Genomic DNA, 16,134 nt, shown 5'->3' with positions numbered 1-16,134 from the left:
GCTTCCACCGACAAGATAGCTTTCCGCCGGTTCAGGCCGGCAGCCCTGCCTTGACCAGGCCCGCCTCGTAACGCGACCGATCGGGCTCGCACTTGTAGCGCTGGGTTGTCAGGTGCTCGGCAACCGAGAAGGTCGGCTCGCGCTTCAGCACCTCGGCGGCGTGGGCGGAGGCCGCCACCGTGTTGCCCATTTGCGCGAAGGTCGCCGCGAGGAAGGCGTGATGGGTGTGGTCGGGGCGTGTGATCCGCGAGAACGCCTCGGCGGCATCGGCGTATTTCTCGGCGCAATAGCAGGCTCGGCCGAGATGGCTCCAGAAGCGCTCCGGATGGAACGGATTGAGGCGCATCGCCCGCTTGATCCAGTCGATGCCTTCCTCGGGCCGCCCGAGCCAGGTCAGGAGCTCGCCCTGCTGCACGACGACGAGGTCGTAATTCGGGTTCAGCGCGAGCGCGCGCTCCTGGTGGAAGGCCGCCTTGTCGTGGTCGTCGCGGTTGAGGTTCAGCGCGGCGAGGATCCGGTGCACGTCGCTGTCATTGTCGTCGAGCTTGAGCGCGATCTCGAGCTCGGCGGCGACCTGCGCCATGGTCGCGTCGCGGTCGGTGCACCAGTTGTAGACCCAGGTCTGGCCGAGCACGCAGGCCCGCCAGGCGTGGGCATGGGCATAGTTCGGGTCGAGCACGATGGCCCGCTCGAGCAGGCGCTGCGCCTCCGCATTGTCGTCCCGTGCCGAGCGATGATGCAGCACCTTGGCGGCGAGCACGCACTCATAGGCCGCCATGTTGTCGGTCGGCTTGCGCTTGACGCGGTCATGCGCGGCAGCCTCGAGGCGCCCCGGCAGGGTCGCTACGATCGCGCGCGTCATCTCGTCCTGGATGGCGAAGATGTCGGCAAGCTCGCGGTCATAGCGTTCGGCCCAGACGTGCCGGTCGGCCACGGCGTCGATCAGCTGCACCGTGACGCGGATCCGGCCGCCCGCCTTCCGCACGCTGCCTTCCAGCACGTAGTCGACGGCGAATTCCTTCCCGACGTCCTGCACCTTCACGGCCTTGCCCTTGTACACGAAGGTCGAGTTGCGCGAGATCACCAGCAGGTCGTGGAAGCGCGACAGCTCGGTGATGATGTCCTCGGTGAGCCCGTCTGCGAAGAATTCCTGCTCGGGATCGCCGCTCATGTTGACGAGCGGCAGCACGGCGATGGAGGGCTTCTTGGCGACCACAGGGGCGGCCACCCCACCCGGGTGCTCCGGAACGAGCCTGGCACCGGATTCGAGATGGACGCGAAAAACCCGGATCGGGCGCGCAATGTTCTTGACGGTCTGGTCGCCGAGATCCTCGAAGCTCAGATCTTCCAGGCGGTCGCCGACCTGATCGCGGACCGCGGCGGAAATGCAGATGCCGCCGGGCTCGGCCAGCGTCTCCAGGCGGGACGCGACGTTGACGCCGTCGCCGAAGATATCGGCGCCGTCAACGATCACGTCGCCAAGGTTGATGCCGATGCGAAACTGCATCCAGCGCGCCGGCGCGACGTCGGCGTTGCGCTTCGCCATCCGGCTCTGGACCTCGGCCGCGCACAGCACCGCATCGACGACGCTGTGGAATTCGACCAGCAGGCCGTCGCCGGTGGTCTTGATGATGCGGCCGCGATTCTTGACGATGGCCGGATCGATCAGCTCGATCCGATGGGTTTTGAGGCGCGCAAGGGTGCCCGTCTCGTCAGCCTCCATCAGGCGGCTATAGCCGACCATGTCGGCGGCGAGAACCGCAGCGAGCCGGCGCTCTGGTCCTGGCACGTCCATCTGAACGATCTGCCCGGTTACCTCGCCGGCAGTGTAGCAAATCCCGGGATTTCACCCAAGCCTCGACAGGAGGCCTTCCGGGAGCATCGACCTGAGCCGTGGGGGGCTTGGAGCGCCTTGGCGAACGCCCGGCAGGAGTGGCGGCTGGGCCGCCTCAGAGCATCCCCAGCGCCTGCATGTAGGTCTCCAGGATCGTCTCCTGCTCCTGGCGCTCATTCGGATCCTGCTTGCGCAGACGGATGATGGCGCGCAGTGCCTTGACGTCGAACCCGTTGCCCTTGCTCTCGGCATAGACGTCGCGAATGTCGTCCGAGATCGTCTTCTTCTCTTCTTCCAGCCGCTCGATGCGCTCGATGATGGACTTGAGCTGGTCCTTGGCAAATCGCGTTGCGGGCTCTTCCTTGACGGCGGCAGACGTGGTGGCCATCGCGCACTCCTGAACAGGTATTGAAATGTTACGCGAATACGCGCCTCGCGCACCGCTTGCTGCGGGCGACCCTCGATTTTGGCGCGCGTTCCGTCAAGGAAACATCGCGCTCATCCACAGCGCGCCCACAGGAGATGCGGACGGCCGCGGAACTGACGTCACACAAGCTGAGGTTCAATGCCCGCTTTGGGCCTTCTTCATCGCCGCGAGCTGCTCCGGCGTCGCGCTGCCCTGATGCCTCGCCTTCCATTCCTCATACGGCATGCCGTAGACCGCCTCACGGCTCTCGTCCTTGCTCACCGCAAGGCCCTTGGCGTCGGCCTCTTCCTTCATCCAGTTGGACAGGCAGTTGCGGCAGAAGCCGGCGAGGTTCATCAGGTCGATGTTTTGCACATCGGTGCGGTTGCGCAGGTGACTGACGAGACGCCGGAAGACCGCGGCCTCGAGTTCCGTTCTGGTTTTGTCGTCAATGCTCATGATCGTGATCCCGTGTGTCGCGCTCACCATATTGATATCAGGTGGGAATTGTCACAGATTTTGCCATATCCGCGCGCAGAACGGACCGGTCCGGCCACCCCGGCCACGGTCCAGCAGCGTCGCAGACGGGCGCCCGCCCGTTGACAGTGCCGGCCGGGCACGCGAAATCGTCCATGATTTGATATAGCTTCGCTGCATGAGCCCAACAGATTCCCTTGCCTTAGCTCCCCGCAATATCCGCCTGATCCTGGTCGGCCTCCTGCCGGTGCTGGCGCTTGTCGCGGCCTGCCTGTGGACGAGTCCGGCGGCCGCCGATTTCCGGCTCTGCAACAACACCTCGAGCCGCGTCGGCATCGCGCTCGGCTACAAGGACGCCGAGGGGTGGACCACCGAGGGCTGGTGGAACGTGTCGTCGCGCACCTGCGAGACCTTGCTGCGCGGCAACCTTGTGGCGCGCTACTACTACATCTACGCTCTCGACTATGATCGCGGCGGCGAATGGTCCGGCCAGGCCTTCATGTGCTCGCGCGACAAGGAATTCACCATCAAGGGCACCGAAAATTGCCTGGCACGCGGGTTTGACCGCACCGGCTTCTTCGAGGTCGACACCGGCGAGCAGCGTGCATGGACCGTCCAGCTGACCGAAGCCAACGAACAACAGCCGCAGAAAGTACCGGGAATGCCGGGCGGCGTGGGTCCAGGAAGTCCTGGGGCGATGCCGGGCCTGCCCAACCCGCCGCCGGGCGCAGCGCCTCCGGGCGCGTCTGGTCTGCCGCCAGCCGCACCACCCGGAAACAAACAATGAGACGACTGCGTCGAATCAAGATCCTCGCAACGCTCGGCCCGGCCTCCTCAGACAGCGCGATGATCCGCAAGCTGTTCGAGGCGGGCGCCGACGTCTTCCGCATCAACATGAGCCATACCCCGCATGACAAGATGCGGGAGCTGGTCAAGACCATCCGCAATGTCGAATCGAGCTACGGCCGGCCGATCGGCATCCTGGTCGACCTGCAAGGGCCGAAGCTGCGGCTCGGCTCGTTCGCGGAAGGCTCGACCCAGCTCAAGAACGGCCAGAGCTTCGTTCTGGATTCCGACAAGACGCCGGGCGACAACAACCGCGTCCAGCTTCCGCATCCGGAGATCCTCGCCGCGCTCCGCCCGGGCCATGCGCTGTTGCTCGACGACGGCAAGGTGCGGCTGATCGCCGAGGAAACCTCGCCCGAGCGCGCGGTCACGCGCGTCGTGATCGGCGGCAAGATGTCGGACCGCAAGGGCGTCAGCCTGCCCGATACCGATCTGCCGGTGTCGGCGATGACCGCAAAGGACCGCGCCGACCTGGAAGCCGCGCTGCCGGAGGGGATCGACTGGGTCGCGCTGTCCTTCGTGCAGCGTGCCGAGGACGTGATCGAGGCCAAGAAGATGATCCGCGGCCGCGCCGCCGTGATGGCCAAGATCGAGAAGCCGCAGGCGATCGACCGCCTTGCCGACATCATCGAAGCGTCGGACGCGCTGATGGTGGCGCGTGGCGATCTCGGCGTCGAACTGCCGCTGGAACGGGTGCCGAGCCTGCAGAAGCAGATGATCCGGATGGCGCGCCGCGCCGGCCGGCCGGTGGTGGTCGCAACCCAGATGCTGGAATCGATGATCCAGGCGCCGGTCCCGACGCGCGCCGAAGTCTCCGACGTCGCCACCGCCGTCTACGAAGGCGCCGACGCCATCATGCTGTCGGCGGAATCCGCCGCCGGCAAATTCCCGGTGGAGGCGGTCTCGACCATGAACCGCATCGGCGAGGAAGTGGAGCGTGACCCGACCTATCGCAACGTGATCAACGCGCAGCGCGTCGATCCCGAAGCGACGGTGGGTGACGCCATTGCCGACGCCGCGCGGCAGATCGCCGAGACGCTCGACCTGTCGGCGATCATCTGCTGGACGTCGTCAGGCTCGACCGCGATCCGGGTGGCGCGCGAGCGGCCCAAGGTGCCGGTGGTCGCGATCACGCCGAACCTCGTCACCGGCCGCAAGCTGTCGGTGGTGTGGGGGGTGCATTGCGTGGTCGCCGAGGACGCGCACGATCTCGACGACATGGTCGACCGCGCAGGCTCGATTGCGTTCCGCGACGGTTTTGCCAAGGCCGGCCAGCGCGTCATCATCGTCGCCGGCGTACCGCTGCGCGCGCCCGGCACCACCAACATGCTGCGCATCGCCTCGGTCGGCCCGAGGGGCGACGCGCAGCTCTAGATTCTTGTTTGACGCGTTGTCTTCACGCGAACCGGTGCCCGCTTCGCTCGAAGACGCGCCAACCCGCCGCGCGGCAATCAACCCTGCAACGACGCGTCGAGCGTGATCTTGGTGTTGAGCAGCTTCGACACCGGACACCCGGCCTTCGCCTTGCCGGCCAGTTCCTGGAACGTCGCGTTGTCGGCGCCCGGGATCTTCGCCGACAGCGTCAAATGCACCGCGGTGATGGCGAAGCCATCGGCGACCTTCTCCAGGGTCACATCCGCCTTGGTCTCCAGATGCTCCGCCGTGAGCTTGGCTTCTCCCAGGATCAGCGACAGCGCCATCGTGAAGCAGGCGGCATACGCCGCGCCGATCAGCTCCTCCGGGTTCGAACCCGGTTTACCCTCGAAGCGGCTGGCGAAGCCGTAGGGGTAATCCGAGAGCGCGCCGCTCTTGGTCGAGATCGCACCCTTGCCGTCCTTGATGCCGCCCTGCCATTTGGCCGAGCCGTGGGTCGTCGTCATGCGTTGCTCCGTGAGGTTGGTTGAACCCAGCCCGCAAAACTACAACGCCATTGCGACAGAAGTGTTCTTCGCGCGTGTTGGCCTCAGGCGCCGACCAGCGCCTTCGCCGGGGTCGTTGCCTGCACCACGAGGCCACGCGCGCGTGCGTCCATCACGCCGACCGCGCGCAGCGCAAGCAGCGTCACGGTCTGCACCGCGTCACGCAGCTTGATCGGATCGTCGAGATTGGCCGGCGCCAGCGGGCCGACCAGCGCCTCGTGCAGCGCGCCGAGCAAGGCGGTGGCGGCCAGCGCCGTGTCCTGCGCCGGCAGGTGTCCGGCGCGCACCGCGGCATCGATGCGCATGGCAAGCTCGCCGGAAATATCGCGGCGGCTGGCGAGGCGCGAGGCGGTGACGTCGACATCGACCGGCTCGGCCAAAATGCCCCAGGCGAGCTTGCGTTGCGACAGCACGTGGACCGCGATCGTCGTCACCGCGGCGGCGAGCGCCGATGACGGCCCTGGCGCGGCATCGGCGGCGCGCCGGATCGCGGTGAGCTCGTCGCGCGAGACTTCCGTGATCAATTCCGAGATCAGCTCGGCCTTCGACGGGAAATAGCGGTAGACCGTTCCGGCCGCGACATTGGCTCGCACCGCAACGGGTGCGATCTGGACCGCCGCCATGCCGCCCGCCGCCGCCGCGTCCCGCGCAGCCGACAGGATGGCGCTGCGCCGCGCGGCCAGCCGTTTCACGACCTGATGAGTTCGCCGGTAAACCATGGCGTTCCGTCCCCCCGCCGTGCGCCCCGGCCGGCGCCCACCGGCAGAACACACGAGTCTTCAACGTTTTGAACGATTGATCCCGCAATCGTCTGAAGAAGTGAACAACTATTCAGACTGAATGACAAGCTGGAATTGTAAGGATTTTTTGCAACCTCTGGTACCACCTCTGATTGAGCCGGCCGCGCTCCGACCCCTCCCCGGCCGGATCAGGGCCACGATGGTAAATCGCCGGCTAAGGCGATCGCTCGAAATCGAGACATCTGATCTTGCGCATGCGCGCGATGCCGCTGCGGCATTTACCCGAATTTATCGGAAGCCGTGGTCGAGTGCGCGCTGGCGTCACGCGTGGCGTTGGCTCTGGATGCCTCGGCCGAAACAAGCAAGAAAGCGCATGTCACTCTCCATCACCAGCAGCGTGAGCAGCCGTAGCGCGGCGCGAGAATTGGTGCCGCTGTGCGCCGCCGTGGGCGCCTATCTGTTTTATCTCGCGGCCGGCGAAATCCTGCTGCGCGATTCCGACACGATGTGGCAGATCAGGGTCGGACAGTGGATCCTCGAACACGGCGCGATGCCGACATCGGACGTGTTCTCGTTCACCCGTTTCGGCGAGCCCTGGATCTCGAGCTCGTGGCTGTCGCAGGTGGCGTACGCGCTCGTCTACGGCGGCGATTGGGCCGGACCGGTGATCCTGTCGTCGATGGCGATCGGCGCGACGGTCGCGATCTTCCTGCATCTGTTGAGCCCGTATTTCGATCCGGCGCGCGCGCTCCTGATCGCGGCGCTGGCGCTGCTGTTGTCGACGATCCACTTTCTGGCGCGGCCGCATGTGCTGGCGCTGCCGGTGCTGCTGGCGTTCATCGGCGGCCTGCTCGCGGCCGCGGATCGCCGCACCTCACCGTCATGGTGGCTGCTGCCGCTGATGACGTTGTGGGCCAATCTGCATGGCGGCTTTGTTCTCGGCCTGGCGCTGATCGGGCCGATCGGACTGGAGGCCGTGTGGAACGCGGAGCCCGGCCGCCGCCGTCAGCTTGTCGTGCGATGGGGCCTGTTCGGCTTCGCCGCGCTGGCCGTGAGCTGCGTGACGCCCTATGGCTGGAATAGCCTGCTGGGCGCGACCAAGATCCTCAGCCTCGGCAAATTGCTGACGCTGATCGGGGAATGGAAGCCGGCGGATTTCAGCAAGCCCAGCTTCTTCGAAGCCACGCTGCTCGGCCTGATCGGCCTGATCTGCTATCGCAGGCTGACGCTGTCGGTGCCGCGGATCCTGCTGCTGCTCGGGCTGATCTGGATGGCGCTGAGCCATGTCCGCAACATCGAGGTGTTCGCGTTCATCGCTCCGCTGGTGCTCGCCAAGCCGATCGCCGAGCAATGGGGAACGGCAGGCGCCACCGCCGCCCGCTTCGGTGAAACGCGCTCATTCCCGCTCGTCACGATCCTGGCTGTGATCGCGATGGTGATCGGCGCGTGGGTGACGACGGCGATGTTTGTCGCGCAGCATCAGTTCAAATTCCTGCCGATGTTCTCGCCCGTTGCCGCGGTCGACGTGCTGCAGCAGCACAAGGCGCAGCGCGTGTTCAGCACCGCGCCGTTCGGCGGCTACATGGTGAGCCGCGACATGAAGGTGTTCATCGACGGCCGCGCCGAGCTCTATGGCGAGCAATTCGTGCTCGACTATTACGATGCGCTCGATGCCCGCGACGTCGGCCAGCTGCTGGATCTGCTCGACAAATACCGGATCGATGCCACGCTGCTGAGCTCGGACTCGCCGGCCGGCAACGCACTGGATCATCTGAAGGGCTGGAAGCGGCTGTACAAGGACGACATCGCCGTGATCCATGTGCGCTCGGACGAGACCAAGGCCGGCGCGGCGGCGGTTGTCGAAGGCTCGAAATAATTCGCGCCGTAGTATTCTCCTGAATTGCGACGGCACTATCAGTTCCGTCATCCTGAGGAGCGCGTAGCGCGTCTCGAAGGATCGACGGCCACCGGCCGGGCCGTGCATCCTTCGAGACGGCGCTACGCGCCTCCTCAGGATGACGGGCATTGGGGGAGCACGAGTTCACGTGCTACCAATCTCAATCTAATTCCCCGTCTGGAGCTCGCCGAAGCGATCCCAGGTCTTGCCGTTGAAGCGCATCAGCTGCATCTGGTCGACCGGCACATGGTCGGCCGGCGAGGTGTTGACCTTGATGCCGGGCAGCAACATCGGCAATTCCAGATCCCTGATCGCGAACGCCTGCCGCAGGATGTTTTCGGTCGAGAGATCGTCGCCGCAGGCCTTCAGCACCGCCTCCAGCGCCATCGCGCTGTTGTAGGCGTTGACGTAGTTGGTGTCGTGCTGGTCGCCTTCCGGCACGTATCTGGTCATGAACTCGCGCCAGCCCTTCATGCCGGGATCGTCACTCCAGGCCGGATCGTCCGGGTCCTTCACATAGGCCGTGGAGATGATGCCGGTGCCGGCCTCGACGCCGGCAGGCTGCATCACGGTCGAGATCCACACCGCGGTGTTGGACAGGAAGGTCATCGGCCGCCAGCCGATCTCAAAGGCCTTGCGGATTGACTGCGCCGCGAATTTCGGCGTCGCCGCGATCACGAAGACGTCGGCGTTGGTGGCCTTCAGCTTGACGATCTGGGAGTCGATCGTCGGATCCGTGATCTCATAGGTCGCAACGGTGACCAGAGACTCATACTTCTCGCCGAGCACGTCCTTGAGACCGGCGAGATAGTCGCGGCCGTAGTCGTCGTTCTGCGAGATGACGGCGAACCTTGCATTCGGATTCTTCGCCAGCGCATAGCGCGCATACAGCCGTGCCTCGTAGCGGAACGGCGCCTGCACGCCCATCGTCGCCTGCGGGAATTGCGCGATGTCGCCGAATTTCGAGGCGCCGGAGGCCAGGAACAGCTGCGGGATGTTCTTGCCCTGCAGGTACTTTGCGATCGCGGTGTTGTGCGCGGTGCCGATCGAGGAGAAGATCAGCGCGACCTCGTCGCTCTCGACGAGCCGGCGCGTCTGCTCCACCGTCTTCGGCGGTGCGTAGGAATCGTCCAGCGAGATGAAGTTGATCCTGCGGCCATTGATGCCGCCGCGCTCGTTCAGCATCCTGAAATAGCCGGCTTCGCCCTTGCCGAGTGCGCCGAACGCCGACACCGGCCCGCTATAGGGCATGGTCTGGCCGATCCTGATTTCGGTTGATGTGACGCCGCGCATCTCGGCGGCGATCGAAGACGTGGGCAGCAGCAGGAACGAAATGGCGCCAAGCGCGCCGAATGCCTTGCGCATCGGCCTCCCCTCCCCTTTTTCGTGCCGCGCCCTCAGACAACGCGGCCGTGCCGTTTGACGGCTTGGCGCGAGGATGCCACGGTGCAGCAGCAGGGGCCACGGATATTCGCAAGGCGCGATCTCAGCGCTTGCCGCGGTCCCTGACCGGGATCACGAATTTCAGTCCTGACCAGACGTCATCGACCGCGCAGACCTTGACGTCGACCAGGCCGTTCGCGAGCCCGGTTTCGCGGACCTGTCTCTCCGTAAGGTCGGTCACGACGCCCGAACTTGTCTTCGGCCACGACACCCAGATCATGCCGTCGGGCGCGATCGCCTGACGGTAACGCCGCAGCTTGGCCGCAAGCCCTTGGGCTTTTGCGGCGAACAGGTGCACGGCATCGAGCGGTGCCCGTGCGGTCTTCGCCACCAGCACATCGGCGGGCAGTTCGCCGACAACGTCACCGTAGGGAACGGACAACCCGTCGACAAAAATACAAAAGCCCGGCTTGAGGCCGAGCTTTTGCACAACTGGTTTGCCGGACGTGCCGGCCATGGCGGGCGAGGCTTACGCCTGCGGCTGCGGCTCCATGCCGGTGTCCGGATCGGGACGCGGGCGCGGCTTGCCGGCCGGCGGCACGGCGGATGCGCGCGGCGTCGACGGCTCCAGCACCGACTCGCGGTTGGGCTTCTTGCCCTTCAACAGGTCGATGATCTCGTCGCCGGTCAGCGTCTCGAACTCGAGCAGGCCCTTGGCGAGCGCCTCGAGATCCTCGCGCTTCTCGGTGAGGATCTTGGTCGCCTCGTTGTAGCCTTCCTCGACCAGACGCCTGATCTCGGAGTCGATCTTCTGGACGGTCGCCTCGGACGCGTTCTGCGTGCGCGAGACCGACATGCCGAGGAACACCTCGTCCTGGTTCTCGCCATAGGAGACGGTGCCGAGCTCTTCCGAGAGGCCCCAGCGCGTCACCATCATGCGGGCAAGGCGGGTCGCCTGCTCGATGTCGGAGGCAGCACCCGAGGTCACCTTCTCGCGGCCGAAGATCAGCTCTTCGGCGACGCGGCCACCCATCATGATGGCAAGGCGCGAGGTCATCTGCTCGAGCGACATCGACAGCTTGTCGCGCTCCGGCAGCTGCATCACCATGCCCAGCGCACGGCCGCGCGGAATGATGGTCGCCTTGTGGATCGGATCGGTCGCGACGACGTTGAGGCCGACGATGGCGTGGCCGCCCTCGTGATAAGCCGTCAGCAACTTCTCTTCCTCGGTCATCACGAGCGACTTGCGCTCGGCGCCCATCATCACCTTGTCCTTGGCCTCTTCGAACTCGGCCTGCGTCACCATCCGCTTGTTGCGGCGGGCGGCGGTCAGTGCAGCCTCGTTGACGAGGTTCATCAGGTCGGCGCCCGAGAAGCCCGGGGTGCCGCGCGCGATGGTCTTGAGGTTGATATCGGGCGCCAGCGGCACCTTGCGGACGTGGACCTTGAGGATCTGCTCGCGGCCGACGACGTCCGGGTTCGGCACCACGACCTGGCGGTCGAAGCGGCCGGGACGCAGCAGGGCGGGATCGAGCACGTCGGGACGGTTGGTCGCCGCGATCAGGATCACGCCTTCATTGGCCTCGAAGCCGTCCATCTCGACCAGCAACTGGTTCAGCGTCTGCTCGCGCTCGTCATTGCCGCCGCCGAGCCCGGCGCCGCGATGACGGCCGACCGCGTCGATTTCGTCGATGAAGATGATGCAGGGCGCGTTCTTCTTGGCCTGCTCGAACATGTCGCGGACGCGGCTCGCGCCGACGCCGACGAACATTTCGACGAAGTCAGAACCGGAGATGGTGAAGAACGGCACGTTGGCTTCGCCCGCGACCGCGCGCGCGATCAGCGTCTTGCCGGTGCCGGGAGGGCCGACCAGCAGCACGCCGCGCGGAATCCGTCCGCCGAGCCGCTGGAATTTGCCGGGGTCGCGGAGGAATTCGACGATCTCCTGCAGATCCTGCTTGGCCTCGTCGACACCCGCGACGTCCTCGAAGGTGACGCGGCCGTGCGCCTCGGTCAGCATCTTGGCGCGCGACTTGCCAAAGCCCATCGCCTTGCCGGCGCCGCCCTGCATCTGCCGCGACAGGAATATCCAGACGCCGATCAGCGCGATGAACGGCAACCACGAGACCAGCAGCGAGACGAACCACGGCACGTTGTCGCCGGGCGCCTTCGCGGTGATCTGCACCTTGGCGTCGTAGAGGCGCTTCACCAGCGACGGATCGCTCGGCGCGTAGGTCTGGAAGCTCGTGCCGTTGTTGAAGGTGCCGTGAATCTCAGGCCCCTGGATCACGACGTCGCGGACATGGCCCTGATCGACTTCAGTCAGAAGTTGCGAGAACGAGATATCCGAGGACGACGAGCGCTGGCCAGGATTCTGGAAAAGCGTGAACAACGCCAGCAACAGCAGGACAATGATGACCCAGAGGGCGAAATTCCGCAGATTGGCGTTCATGGTCTTCCTTCGTGGTCGCGCGGATCGCGGCCTCTCTCTAATCCTTGGGCAGGCTCTGTGGGAATCCCCAGGGAATCCATCCCGTCGATGCCTTACAATCTAGGTGCCGCTGGGGTCGATGCCAAGGGAACCACGCACGACTATTTACCGCATCCTAGCGCAATTCCCGGTCAAAAAATGGCGCTGAATCCGGTGTTTTTCCGGGGTGGTTAAGCCTCCTTGCCGGATTATGACAGCGATTGAAACAATCGAACCCGGCTCAGCGAGAGCGCGCCCGGCGGGGTGGCGCCGGCCCGATCCTGATACGGCCGGCGGCGACGCTGATGACCGCTCCGGCAAGGGTCTGTTTCAGCTTGGATTCGCGTTGTCCCAAAGTCCCATCCAACGCGTCGTCCATCGCGGCGAGCAGGGTTTCGACCTTGCCGAGTTCGGCCGGCCCCTCATGTCCGACGCGGTCGATGGCGCGCTTGAGCAGACGGACGCGGATCTCCTCGGGCATCACCGCGAACAGCGCAGCGTCGAAGCCCGCGCCGGAGTTATCCTCGCTTTTCAACGCAAGATAGTGCTCGGCGCCGTCGACCAGCAGTTCCAGGGTGGCGTTGGCGCGCGCGATCCTTGCGGCAAGCCGCGCCAGGTTCCGCGCGTCGCCGCCCTCCGCCGCGAGCATCGGCATCAGCGCGCGCAGCCGCGGACGCGTGAAGGATCGATCGCGGTTGGTCGGATCGTCGGCAAAGCCGATGCGCGCCTTCTTCAGCGTCGCGATCAGCTGCGCCTTGGAGATGTCGAGCAACGGCCGTGTCAGCAAGATGCCGTCGCGCTCGGTCTCGCGCGCCATTGCCGAGAGGCCCGCAACGCCGCTGCCGCGCAGCATCCGCATCAACAGCGTCTCGGCCTGATCGTCACGGGTGTGCGCGGTCAAAATATGCGTGGCGCCATGCTTGCGTGCGGCCTGCGCGAGCAGGCGATAGCGGGCCGCGCGCGCGGCCGCCGGCACGCCGGTTCCAGGCTTTGGTCCGGTCCAGCGCAACGTGTGATGGGGCAGCTCGAGACTTCGCGCCAGCCGCTTGACGTCGCGCGCTTCGCGAGCCGCTTCAGGACGCAGGCCGTGATCGACGGTGACCGCCACCAGCCGCGGTCCCTGCGCGAGCGCACGGCGCCAGCGCGCGGCCAACCACATCAGCGCGACTGAATCGGGACCGCCGGACACCGCAAGCAGGATCGCTGGCGCGCCCGCAAGGCCCGCGAACAGGCGCTTGGCGTCCCTTGCCGGGATGGCGGATTGATCGTCGGGCATCGCAAAACCAGCTGCTGGCGGAGAGGCCGGAAACGGCCTTCCCGCACCTGGTTTAGCACTTCACGCGCTTCTGCTCGCGGTCAACCGCAGCCTTCACCCCGCCGGACGCGCGCGGGTACTTCCGCGAGATCTCGCCGAACGCTGCGCAAGCGGCTTCCTTTTCCTTCAGCGCCGCCAGCGACTGGCCGAGCCGCAGCAGCGCGTCGGGCGCCTTCGCGGACTTGTCGAACTTGGTGGTCACGCCGAGGAAGGTTTCCGCAGCGTCGCGATATTGCTGGCGCTGGAAATAGCTTTCGCCGAGCCAGTATTGCGAGTCCGCCACCAGGGGATCGCTCGGATATTTCACCGCAAAGTTCTTCATCGTCTCTTCGGCGAGCGCATAGTCCTTGCGCTGCATGTAGCCGATGCCGAGGTCGAACTCGTCCTTCGGCGTGGCCGACGGCGGCAATGTGGTCAGGGCCGCGCTCGCGCCGGGGGCACGCTGCGGGCTGGTGTTGCCGAGATCGAGCGGCTCGCCCGCCCCGCGGCCGCCGGGGGCACCGACCGCCGCATTGCTCTGCACCGGCATCTGGCCGCCGCCACCGAGCACGCGCGGGGCGCCAGGGGCGTTCGGGTTCTGGGTCGGATCGAAGGCATCGCCGCGACCGCGACGGCCGGGAGCCGCCGCCGGCGCGGGCTCCTGCACAACCGGCGCGGGCGCCGCGATCTGTTGCTGCTGGTCATAGCCGCCCTGCGGCTGCCTGCCATATCCTTGCTGCGGCTGGCCGTAGCCTTGCTGGGGCTGGGCGTAGCCCGGCTGCGCCTGCTGCGGGTAGGCCTGCGGTTGCTGCGCCGGCGGCACCGCCGCAACGCCGGGCTGCGCCGCCGGGGCCTGTCCACCAGGGCCGGGCGGCTGGCCGCCGAGCTGGCGCAAACGCTCCTCGAGCTGACGGTTGCGGTATTGCAGCTCCTCGTTCTGGCCGGTCAGCTGCCGCAGCTGGTTTTCGAGCCGCTCGATCCGCATTTCGGCATCGGAATCGTCGGATTGGGCAAACACTGGCGCGGAAACGGCGAAGAGCGCCGCGATCGCCGCGGCGGAAGAAAGAAAATGAATCCTGGATGACATTTTGCCCTGACGACGAGATCGACGTGAAAAGCGAGCGACATTGAAAGACGGAGTACGCCGGAATTGTGACTGGCGCTTCAAATCCGGGTCAGCGTCGCGGGATACCGGTTTAGTACGGACGCTGGAACAAGCAAGCGGCCAATTGCGCGCAGCTTCGTTCATCTTGATGACGGCGGGCCGGGCTTTCACGCGGCCAAAACAAAACCGGCGCCCGAAGGCGCCGGCTTGAAAGCAGCTATCTCGGATCGCGTCAGGAGCTGGCGTTCAGCACGGTGACGGCGCGACGATTCTGCGACCAGCAGGAGATGTCGTTACAGACCGCGACCGGACGCTCCTTGCCATAGGAAATGGTGCGCATGCGGCTCGGATCGATGCCGCGCGAGGCGAGATAGGCGCGGACCGACTGGGCACGGCGGGCACCGAGCGCGATGTTGTATTCGCGGGTGCCGCGCTCGTCGGCATGACCTTCGATGGTGAAGGAGTAACGGTTATAGGTCTGCAGCCACTGCGCCTGCTTGTCGAGGGTCGCCGTCGCCTGCGGGCTCAGATCGGTCTGATCGCTCTCAAAGAACACGCGGTCGCCGACATTGACCACGAAATCCTGCTGGCTGCCCGGGGTCGCGGCGCCCCCAATTGCGCCATTGGCGTCCAACGGGTTCTTGTTGGCGCAGGCACCCATCGACAGCGCCACCGCCAGAACCGCAACCAGCTTCATACCCTGGAGATAATTCATTCCCGGAGCCTCCACGCTCGCGCTCTTCGTACTACCCAATCGGTCTACAGGGCGATGGTTAAGCGAACGTTCCGTCAACCTTGACGAGACCTTGCTGAACCCCATCAAATGCCAGGCAATGGCGAAAAGCGCCCCCGATGGTTAATGGGTGGCAAATGTGGCGCGATGGTGAAGGGAAGGCAAGGTTCGCGGGAACCGGCCGCTTTTGCAGGACAATTTGGCCTGCGCGCAACAGTCGATCGACACTGACTCGATGAGAATGCCGATTCCCTCAGGGATTCGGCACGATCGACGCGCGCTCGAACGGCTGCACGACGCCATCGGGCTGCAACTGGCCGTCACGGTCGAACAGCATTCGCCGCTCGAAAGCGCTCGAGCGCAGGAAGGGATAGCGGGCCAGCACGCGTTCCCGCACCGTCGGTAGATGCGACGCCATCAAGCCGACCGGCTTCACCAGCCCGGGATAGAGCCGCGGCTCCGACCAGGTCTCGTGCAGGAACACGCGCCGGTAGAACGCCATGTGCTCGGGCCGAACCGGTGCAAGGCCGTAATCGGCATTGAAATGCACGCCCGCGGTCGAGCCGAGGCGCACCGTGACATAGGGCAGCTCGGGATTGTTCCGGGCCTTTTCGGGATCCGCGACGAAGCGCGTCGAGTCGATGAAGACCAGACCCTGATCAAGCTTCGGCAGCAGCACGTCGCCGAACACCTCGAGCGTCGGCGAGGTGCGCCATTCCGGCGTCACCACGGTGATGCGGATCGAGCTGCAGAGTTCGCCTTGCAGATAGACACCGAACACCCAGGCATTCGGCGCATCATCAAACCGGTCGACGACCCGCTCGTCCGCCGAGGGCCGGATCGCGCCTTCGCGCAGATAGGCGCGATAGCGAAGCCGGTAGATCTCGTCTTTCTGTTCCGGGGTCTGAGCGAGGCGGTAATCGACTTGATCCAGAGGGTCCGCAAGCCTTCCTGTCGCGGGCTTGATGGCTTCGGCCGCGGACCTCATTTGGTACTCCCTGAACAACTCAACAACTTCAACGCGCGAGCC

15 protein-coding genes are annotated in these 16,134 nt (G+C 65.6%); 3 read left to right on the top strand and 12 right to left on the bottom strand.

What is annotated here, in order from left to right; all coding sequences use genetic code 11:
- Positions 1-31: 31 nt before the first annotated feature.
- The 3 genes from AC1VNY_RS05795 to AC1VNY_RS05785 all read right to left on the bottom strand — a co-directional run bounded on the left by AC1VNY_RS05795 (position 32) and on the right by AC1VNY_RS05785 (position 2,699).
- The gene (locus AC1VNY_RS05795) at positions 32-1,795 is read right to left on the bottom strand and encodes an adenylate/guanylate cyclase domain-containing protein (RefSeq protein ID WP_482404476.1); all 1,764 of its coding nucleotides are present in this window, start codon (positions 1,793-1,795) and stop codon (positions 32-34) included.
- Between the two features lie 154 nt (positions 1,796-1,949).
- Positions 1,950-2,222: a DUF2312 domain-containing protein gene (locus tag AC1VNY_RS05790; RefSeq protein ID WP_016841616.1), complete on the bottom strand. Its 273-nt coding sequence runs from the start codon at positions 2,220-2,222 to the stop codon at positions 1,950-1,952.
- Positions 2,223-2,396: 174 nt separating this feature from the next.
- Positions 2,397-2,699: a DUF1244 domain-containing protein gene (locus AC1VNY_RS05785; RefSeq protein WP_482404475.1), complete on the bottom strand. Its 303-nt coding sequence runs from the start codon at positions 2,697-2,699 to the stop codon at positions 2,397-2,399.
- A gap of 196 nt (positions 2,700-2,895) precedes the next feature.
- Between AC1VNY_RS05785 and AC1VNY_RS05780 the strand changes: the two genes are divergently transcribed.
- Both AC1VNY_RS05780 and pyk read left to right on the top strand, forming a co-directional pair.
- Positions 2,896-3,504, top strand: coding sequence for a DUF1036 domain-containing protein (locus AC1VNY_RS05780; protein WP_482404474.1), 609 nt, complete (start codon positions 2,896-2,898; stop codon positions 3,502-3,504).
- Positions 3,501-4,937, top strand: a complete 1,437-nt coding sequence (gene pyk / locus AC1VNY_RS05775; RefSeq protein ID WP_482404473.1) for a pyruvate kinase — start codon at positions 3,501-3,503, stop codon at positions 4,935-4,937. The genes AC1VNY_RS05780 and pyk overlap by 4 nt, the downstream gene beginning before the upstream one ends.
- A 77-nt stretch (positions 4,938-5,014) precedes the next feature.
- Here pyk and AC1VNY_RS05770 read toward each other — a convergent pair whose 3' ends face one another.
- Positions 5,015-5,443: an OsmC family protein gene (locus tag AC1VNY_RS05770; protein WP_482404472.1), complete on the bottom strand. Its 429-nt coding sequence runs from the start codon at positions 5,441-5,443 to the stop codon at positions 5,015-5,017.
- A gap of 83 nt (positions 5,444-5,526) precedes the next feature.
- Complete coding sequence (locus AC1VNY_RS05765) at positions 5,527-6,201, bottom strand: TetR/AcrR family transcriptional regulator (RefSeq protein WP_026191806.1); 675 nt, start codon at positions 6,199-6,201, stop codon at positions 5,527-5,529.
- A 394-nt stretch (positions 6,202-6,595) separates the two neighbouring features.
- Between AC1VNY_RS05765 and AC1VNY_RS05760 the strand changes: the two genes are divergently transcribed.
- On the top strand, positions 6,596-8,098 hold the full coding sequence (locus AC1VNY_RS05760; protein WP_482404471.1) for a hypothetical protein: 1,503 nt from the start codon (positions 6,596-6,598) through the stop codon (positions 8,096-8,098).
- 186 nt (positions 8,099-8,284) lie between these two features.
- On the opposite strand, the gene AC1VNY_RS05755 is transcribed toward AC1VNY_RS05760, so the two are convergent.
- The 7 genes from AC1VNY_RS05755 to AC1VNY_RS05725 all read right to left on the bottom strand — a co-directional run bounded on the left by AC1VNY_RS05755 (position 8,285) and on the right by AC1VNY_RS05725 (position 16,092).
- Positions 8,285-9,484 (bottom strand): ABC transporter substrate-binding protein, encoded by a 1,200-nt coding sequence (locus tag AC1VNY_RS05755; RefSeq protein ID WP_482404470.1) that lies wholly within the window; start codon positions 9,482-9,484, stop codon positions 8,285-8,287.
- A gap of 121 nt (positions 9,485-9,605) precedes the next feature.
- Positions 9,606-10,019 (bottom strand): DUF3052 domain-containing protein, encoded by a 414-nt coding sequence (locus AC1VNY_RS05750; RefSeq protein ID WP_482404469.1) that lies wholly within the window; start codon positions 10,017-10,019, stop codon positions 9,606-9,608.
- A gap of 12 nt (positions 10,020-10,031) precedes the next feature.
- Complete coding sequence (gene ftsH / locus AC1VNY_RS05745) at positions 10,032-11,954, bottom strand: ATP-dependent zinc metalloprotease FtsH (protein WP_018268750.1); 1,923 nt, start codon at positions 11,952-11,954, stop codon at positions 10,032-10,034.
- Positions 11,955-12,213: 259 nt separating this feature from the next.
- Positions 12,214-13,248, bottom strand: coding sequence for a tRNA lysidine(34) synthetase TilS (tilS, locus tag AC1VNY_RS05740; RefSeq protein WP_482404468.1), 1,035 nt, complete (start codon positions 13,246-13,248; stop codon positions 12,214-12,216).
- Positions 13,249-13,300: 52 nt separating this feature from the next.
- Positions 13,301-14,353 carry a tol-pal system protein YbgF gene (ybgF, locus tag AC1VNY_RS05735; RefSeq protein ID WP_482404467.1) on the bottom strand — a complete coding sequence of 351 codons (1,053 nt, stop codon included), beginning with the start codon at positions 14,351-14,353 and terminating at the stop codon, positions 13,301-13,303.
- Between the two features lie 250 nt (positions 14,354-14,603).
- Positions 14,604-15,086: a peptidoglycan-associated lipoprotein Pal gene (gene pal / locus AC1VNY_RS05730; RefSeq protein WP_016846948.1), complete on the bottom strand. Its 483-nt coding sequence runs from the start codon at positions 15,084-15,086 to the stop codon at positions 14,604-14,606.
- Positions 15,087-15,357: 271 nt separating this feature from the next.
- Positions 15,358-16,092, bottom strand: coding sequence for an N-acyl amino acid synthase FeeM domain-containing protein (locus AC1VNY_RS05725; protein WP_482404466.1), 735 nt, complete (start codon positions 16,090-16,092; stop codon positions 15,358-15,360).
- Positions 16,093-16,134 lie beyond the last annotated feature (42 nt).

Source organism: Bradyrhizobium ferriligni (genome assembly GCF_056837965.1).
Note: the sequence above shows the minus strand (reverse complement) of the source record. Positions and strands in the feature narration are given on the sequence as shown.

Coding starts and splice junctions, on each gene's coding strand:
- AC1VNY_RS05795 (WP_482404476.1), bottom strand. CDS start 1,795: ATGGACGTGCCAGGACCAGAGCGCCGGCTCGCTGCGGTTCTCGCCGCC.
- AC1VNY_RS05790 (WP_016841616.1), bottom strand. CDS start 2,222: ATGGCCACCACGTCTGCCGCCGTCAAGGAAGAGCCCGCAACGCGATTT.
- AC1VNY_RS05785 (WP_482404475.1), bottom strand. CDS start 2,699: ATGAGCATTGACGACAAAACCAGAACGGAACTCGAGGCCGCGGTCTTC.
- AC1VNY_RS05780 (WP_482404474.1), top strand. CDS start 2,896: ATGAGCCCAACAGATTCCCTTGCCTTAGCTCCCCGCAATATCCGCCTG.
- pyk (WP_482404473.1), top strand. CDS start 3,501: ATGAGACGACTGCGTCGAATCAAGATCCTCGCAACGCTCGGCCCGGCC.
- AC1VNY_RS05770 (WP_482404472.1), bottom strand. CDS start 5,443: ATGACGACGACCCACGGCTCGGCCAAATGGCAGGGCGGCATCAAGGAC.
- AC1VNY_RS05765 (WP_026191806.1), bottom strand. CDS start 6,201: ATGGTTTACCGGCGAACTCATCAGGTCGTGAAACGGCTGGCCGCGCGG.
- AC1VNY_RS05760 (WP_482404471.1), top strand. CDS start 6,596: ATGTCACTCTCCATCACCAGCAGCGTGAGCAGCCGTAGCGCGGCGCGA.
- AC1VNY_RS05755 (WP_482404470.1), bottom strand. CDS start 9,484: ATGCGCAAGGCATTCGGCGCGCTTGGCGCCATTTCGTTCCTGCTGCTG.
- AC1VNY_RS05750 (WP_482404469.1), bottom strand. CDS start 10,019: ATGGCCGGCACGTCCGGCAAACCAGTTGTGCAAAAGCTCGGCCTCAAG.
- ftsH (WP_018268750.1), bottom strand. CDS start 11,954: ATGAACGCCAATCTGCGGAATTTCGCCCTCTGGGTCATCATTGTCCTG.
- tilS (WP_482404468.1), bottom strand. CDS start 13,248: ATGCCCGACGATCAATCCGCCATCCCGGCAAGGGACGCCAAGCGCCTG.
- ybgF (WP_482404467.1), bottom strand. CDS start 14,353: ATGTCATCCAGGATTCATTTTCTTTCTTCCGCCGCGGCGATCGCGGCG.
- pal (WP_016846948.1), bottom strand. CDS start 15,086: ATGAATTATCTCCAGGGTATGAAGCTGGTTGCGGTTCTGGCGGTGGCG.
- AC1VNY_RS05725 (WP_482404466.1), bottom strand. CDS start 16,092: ATGAGGTCCGCGGCCGAAGCCATCAAGCCCGCGACAGGAAGGCTTGCG.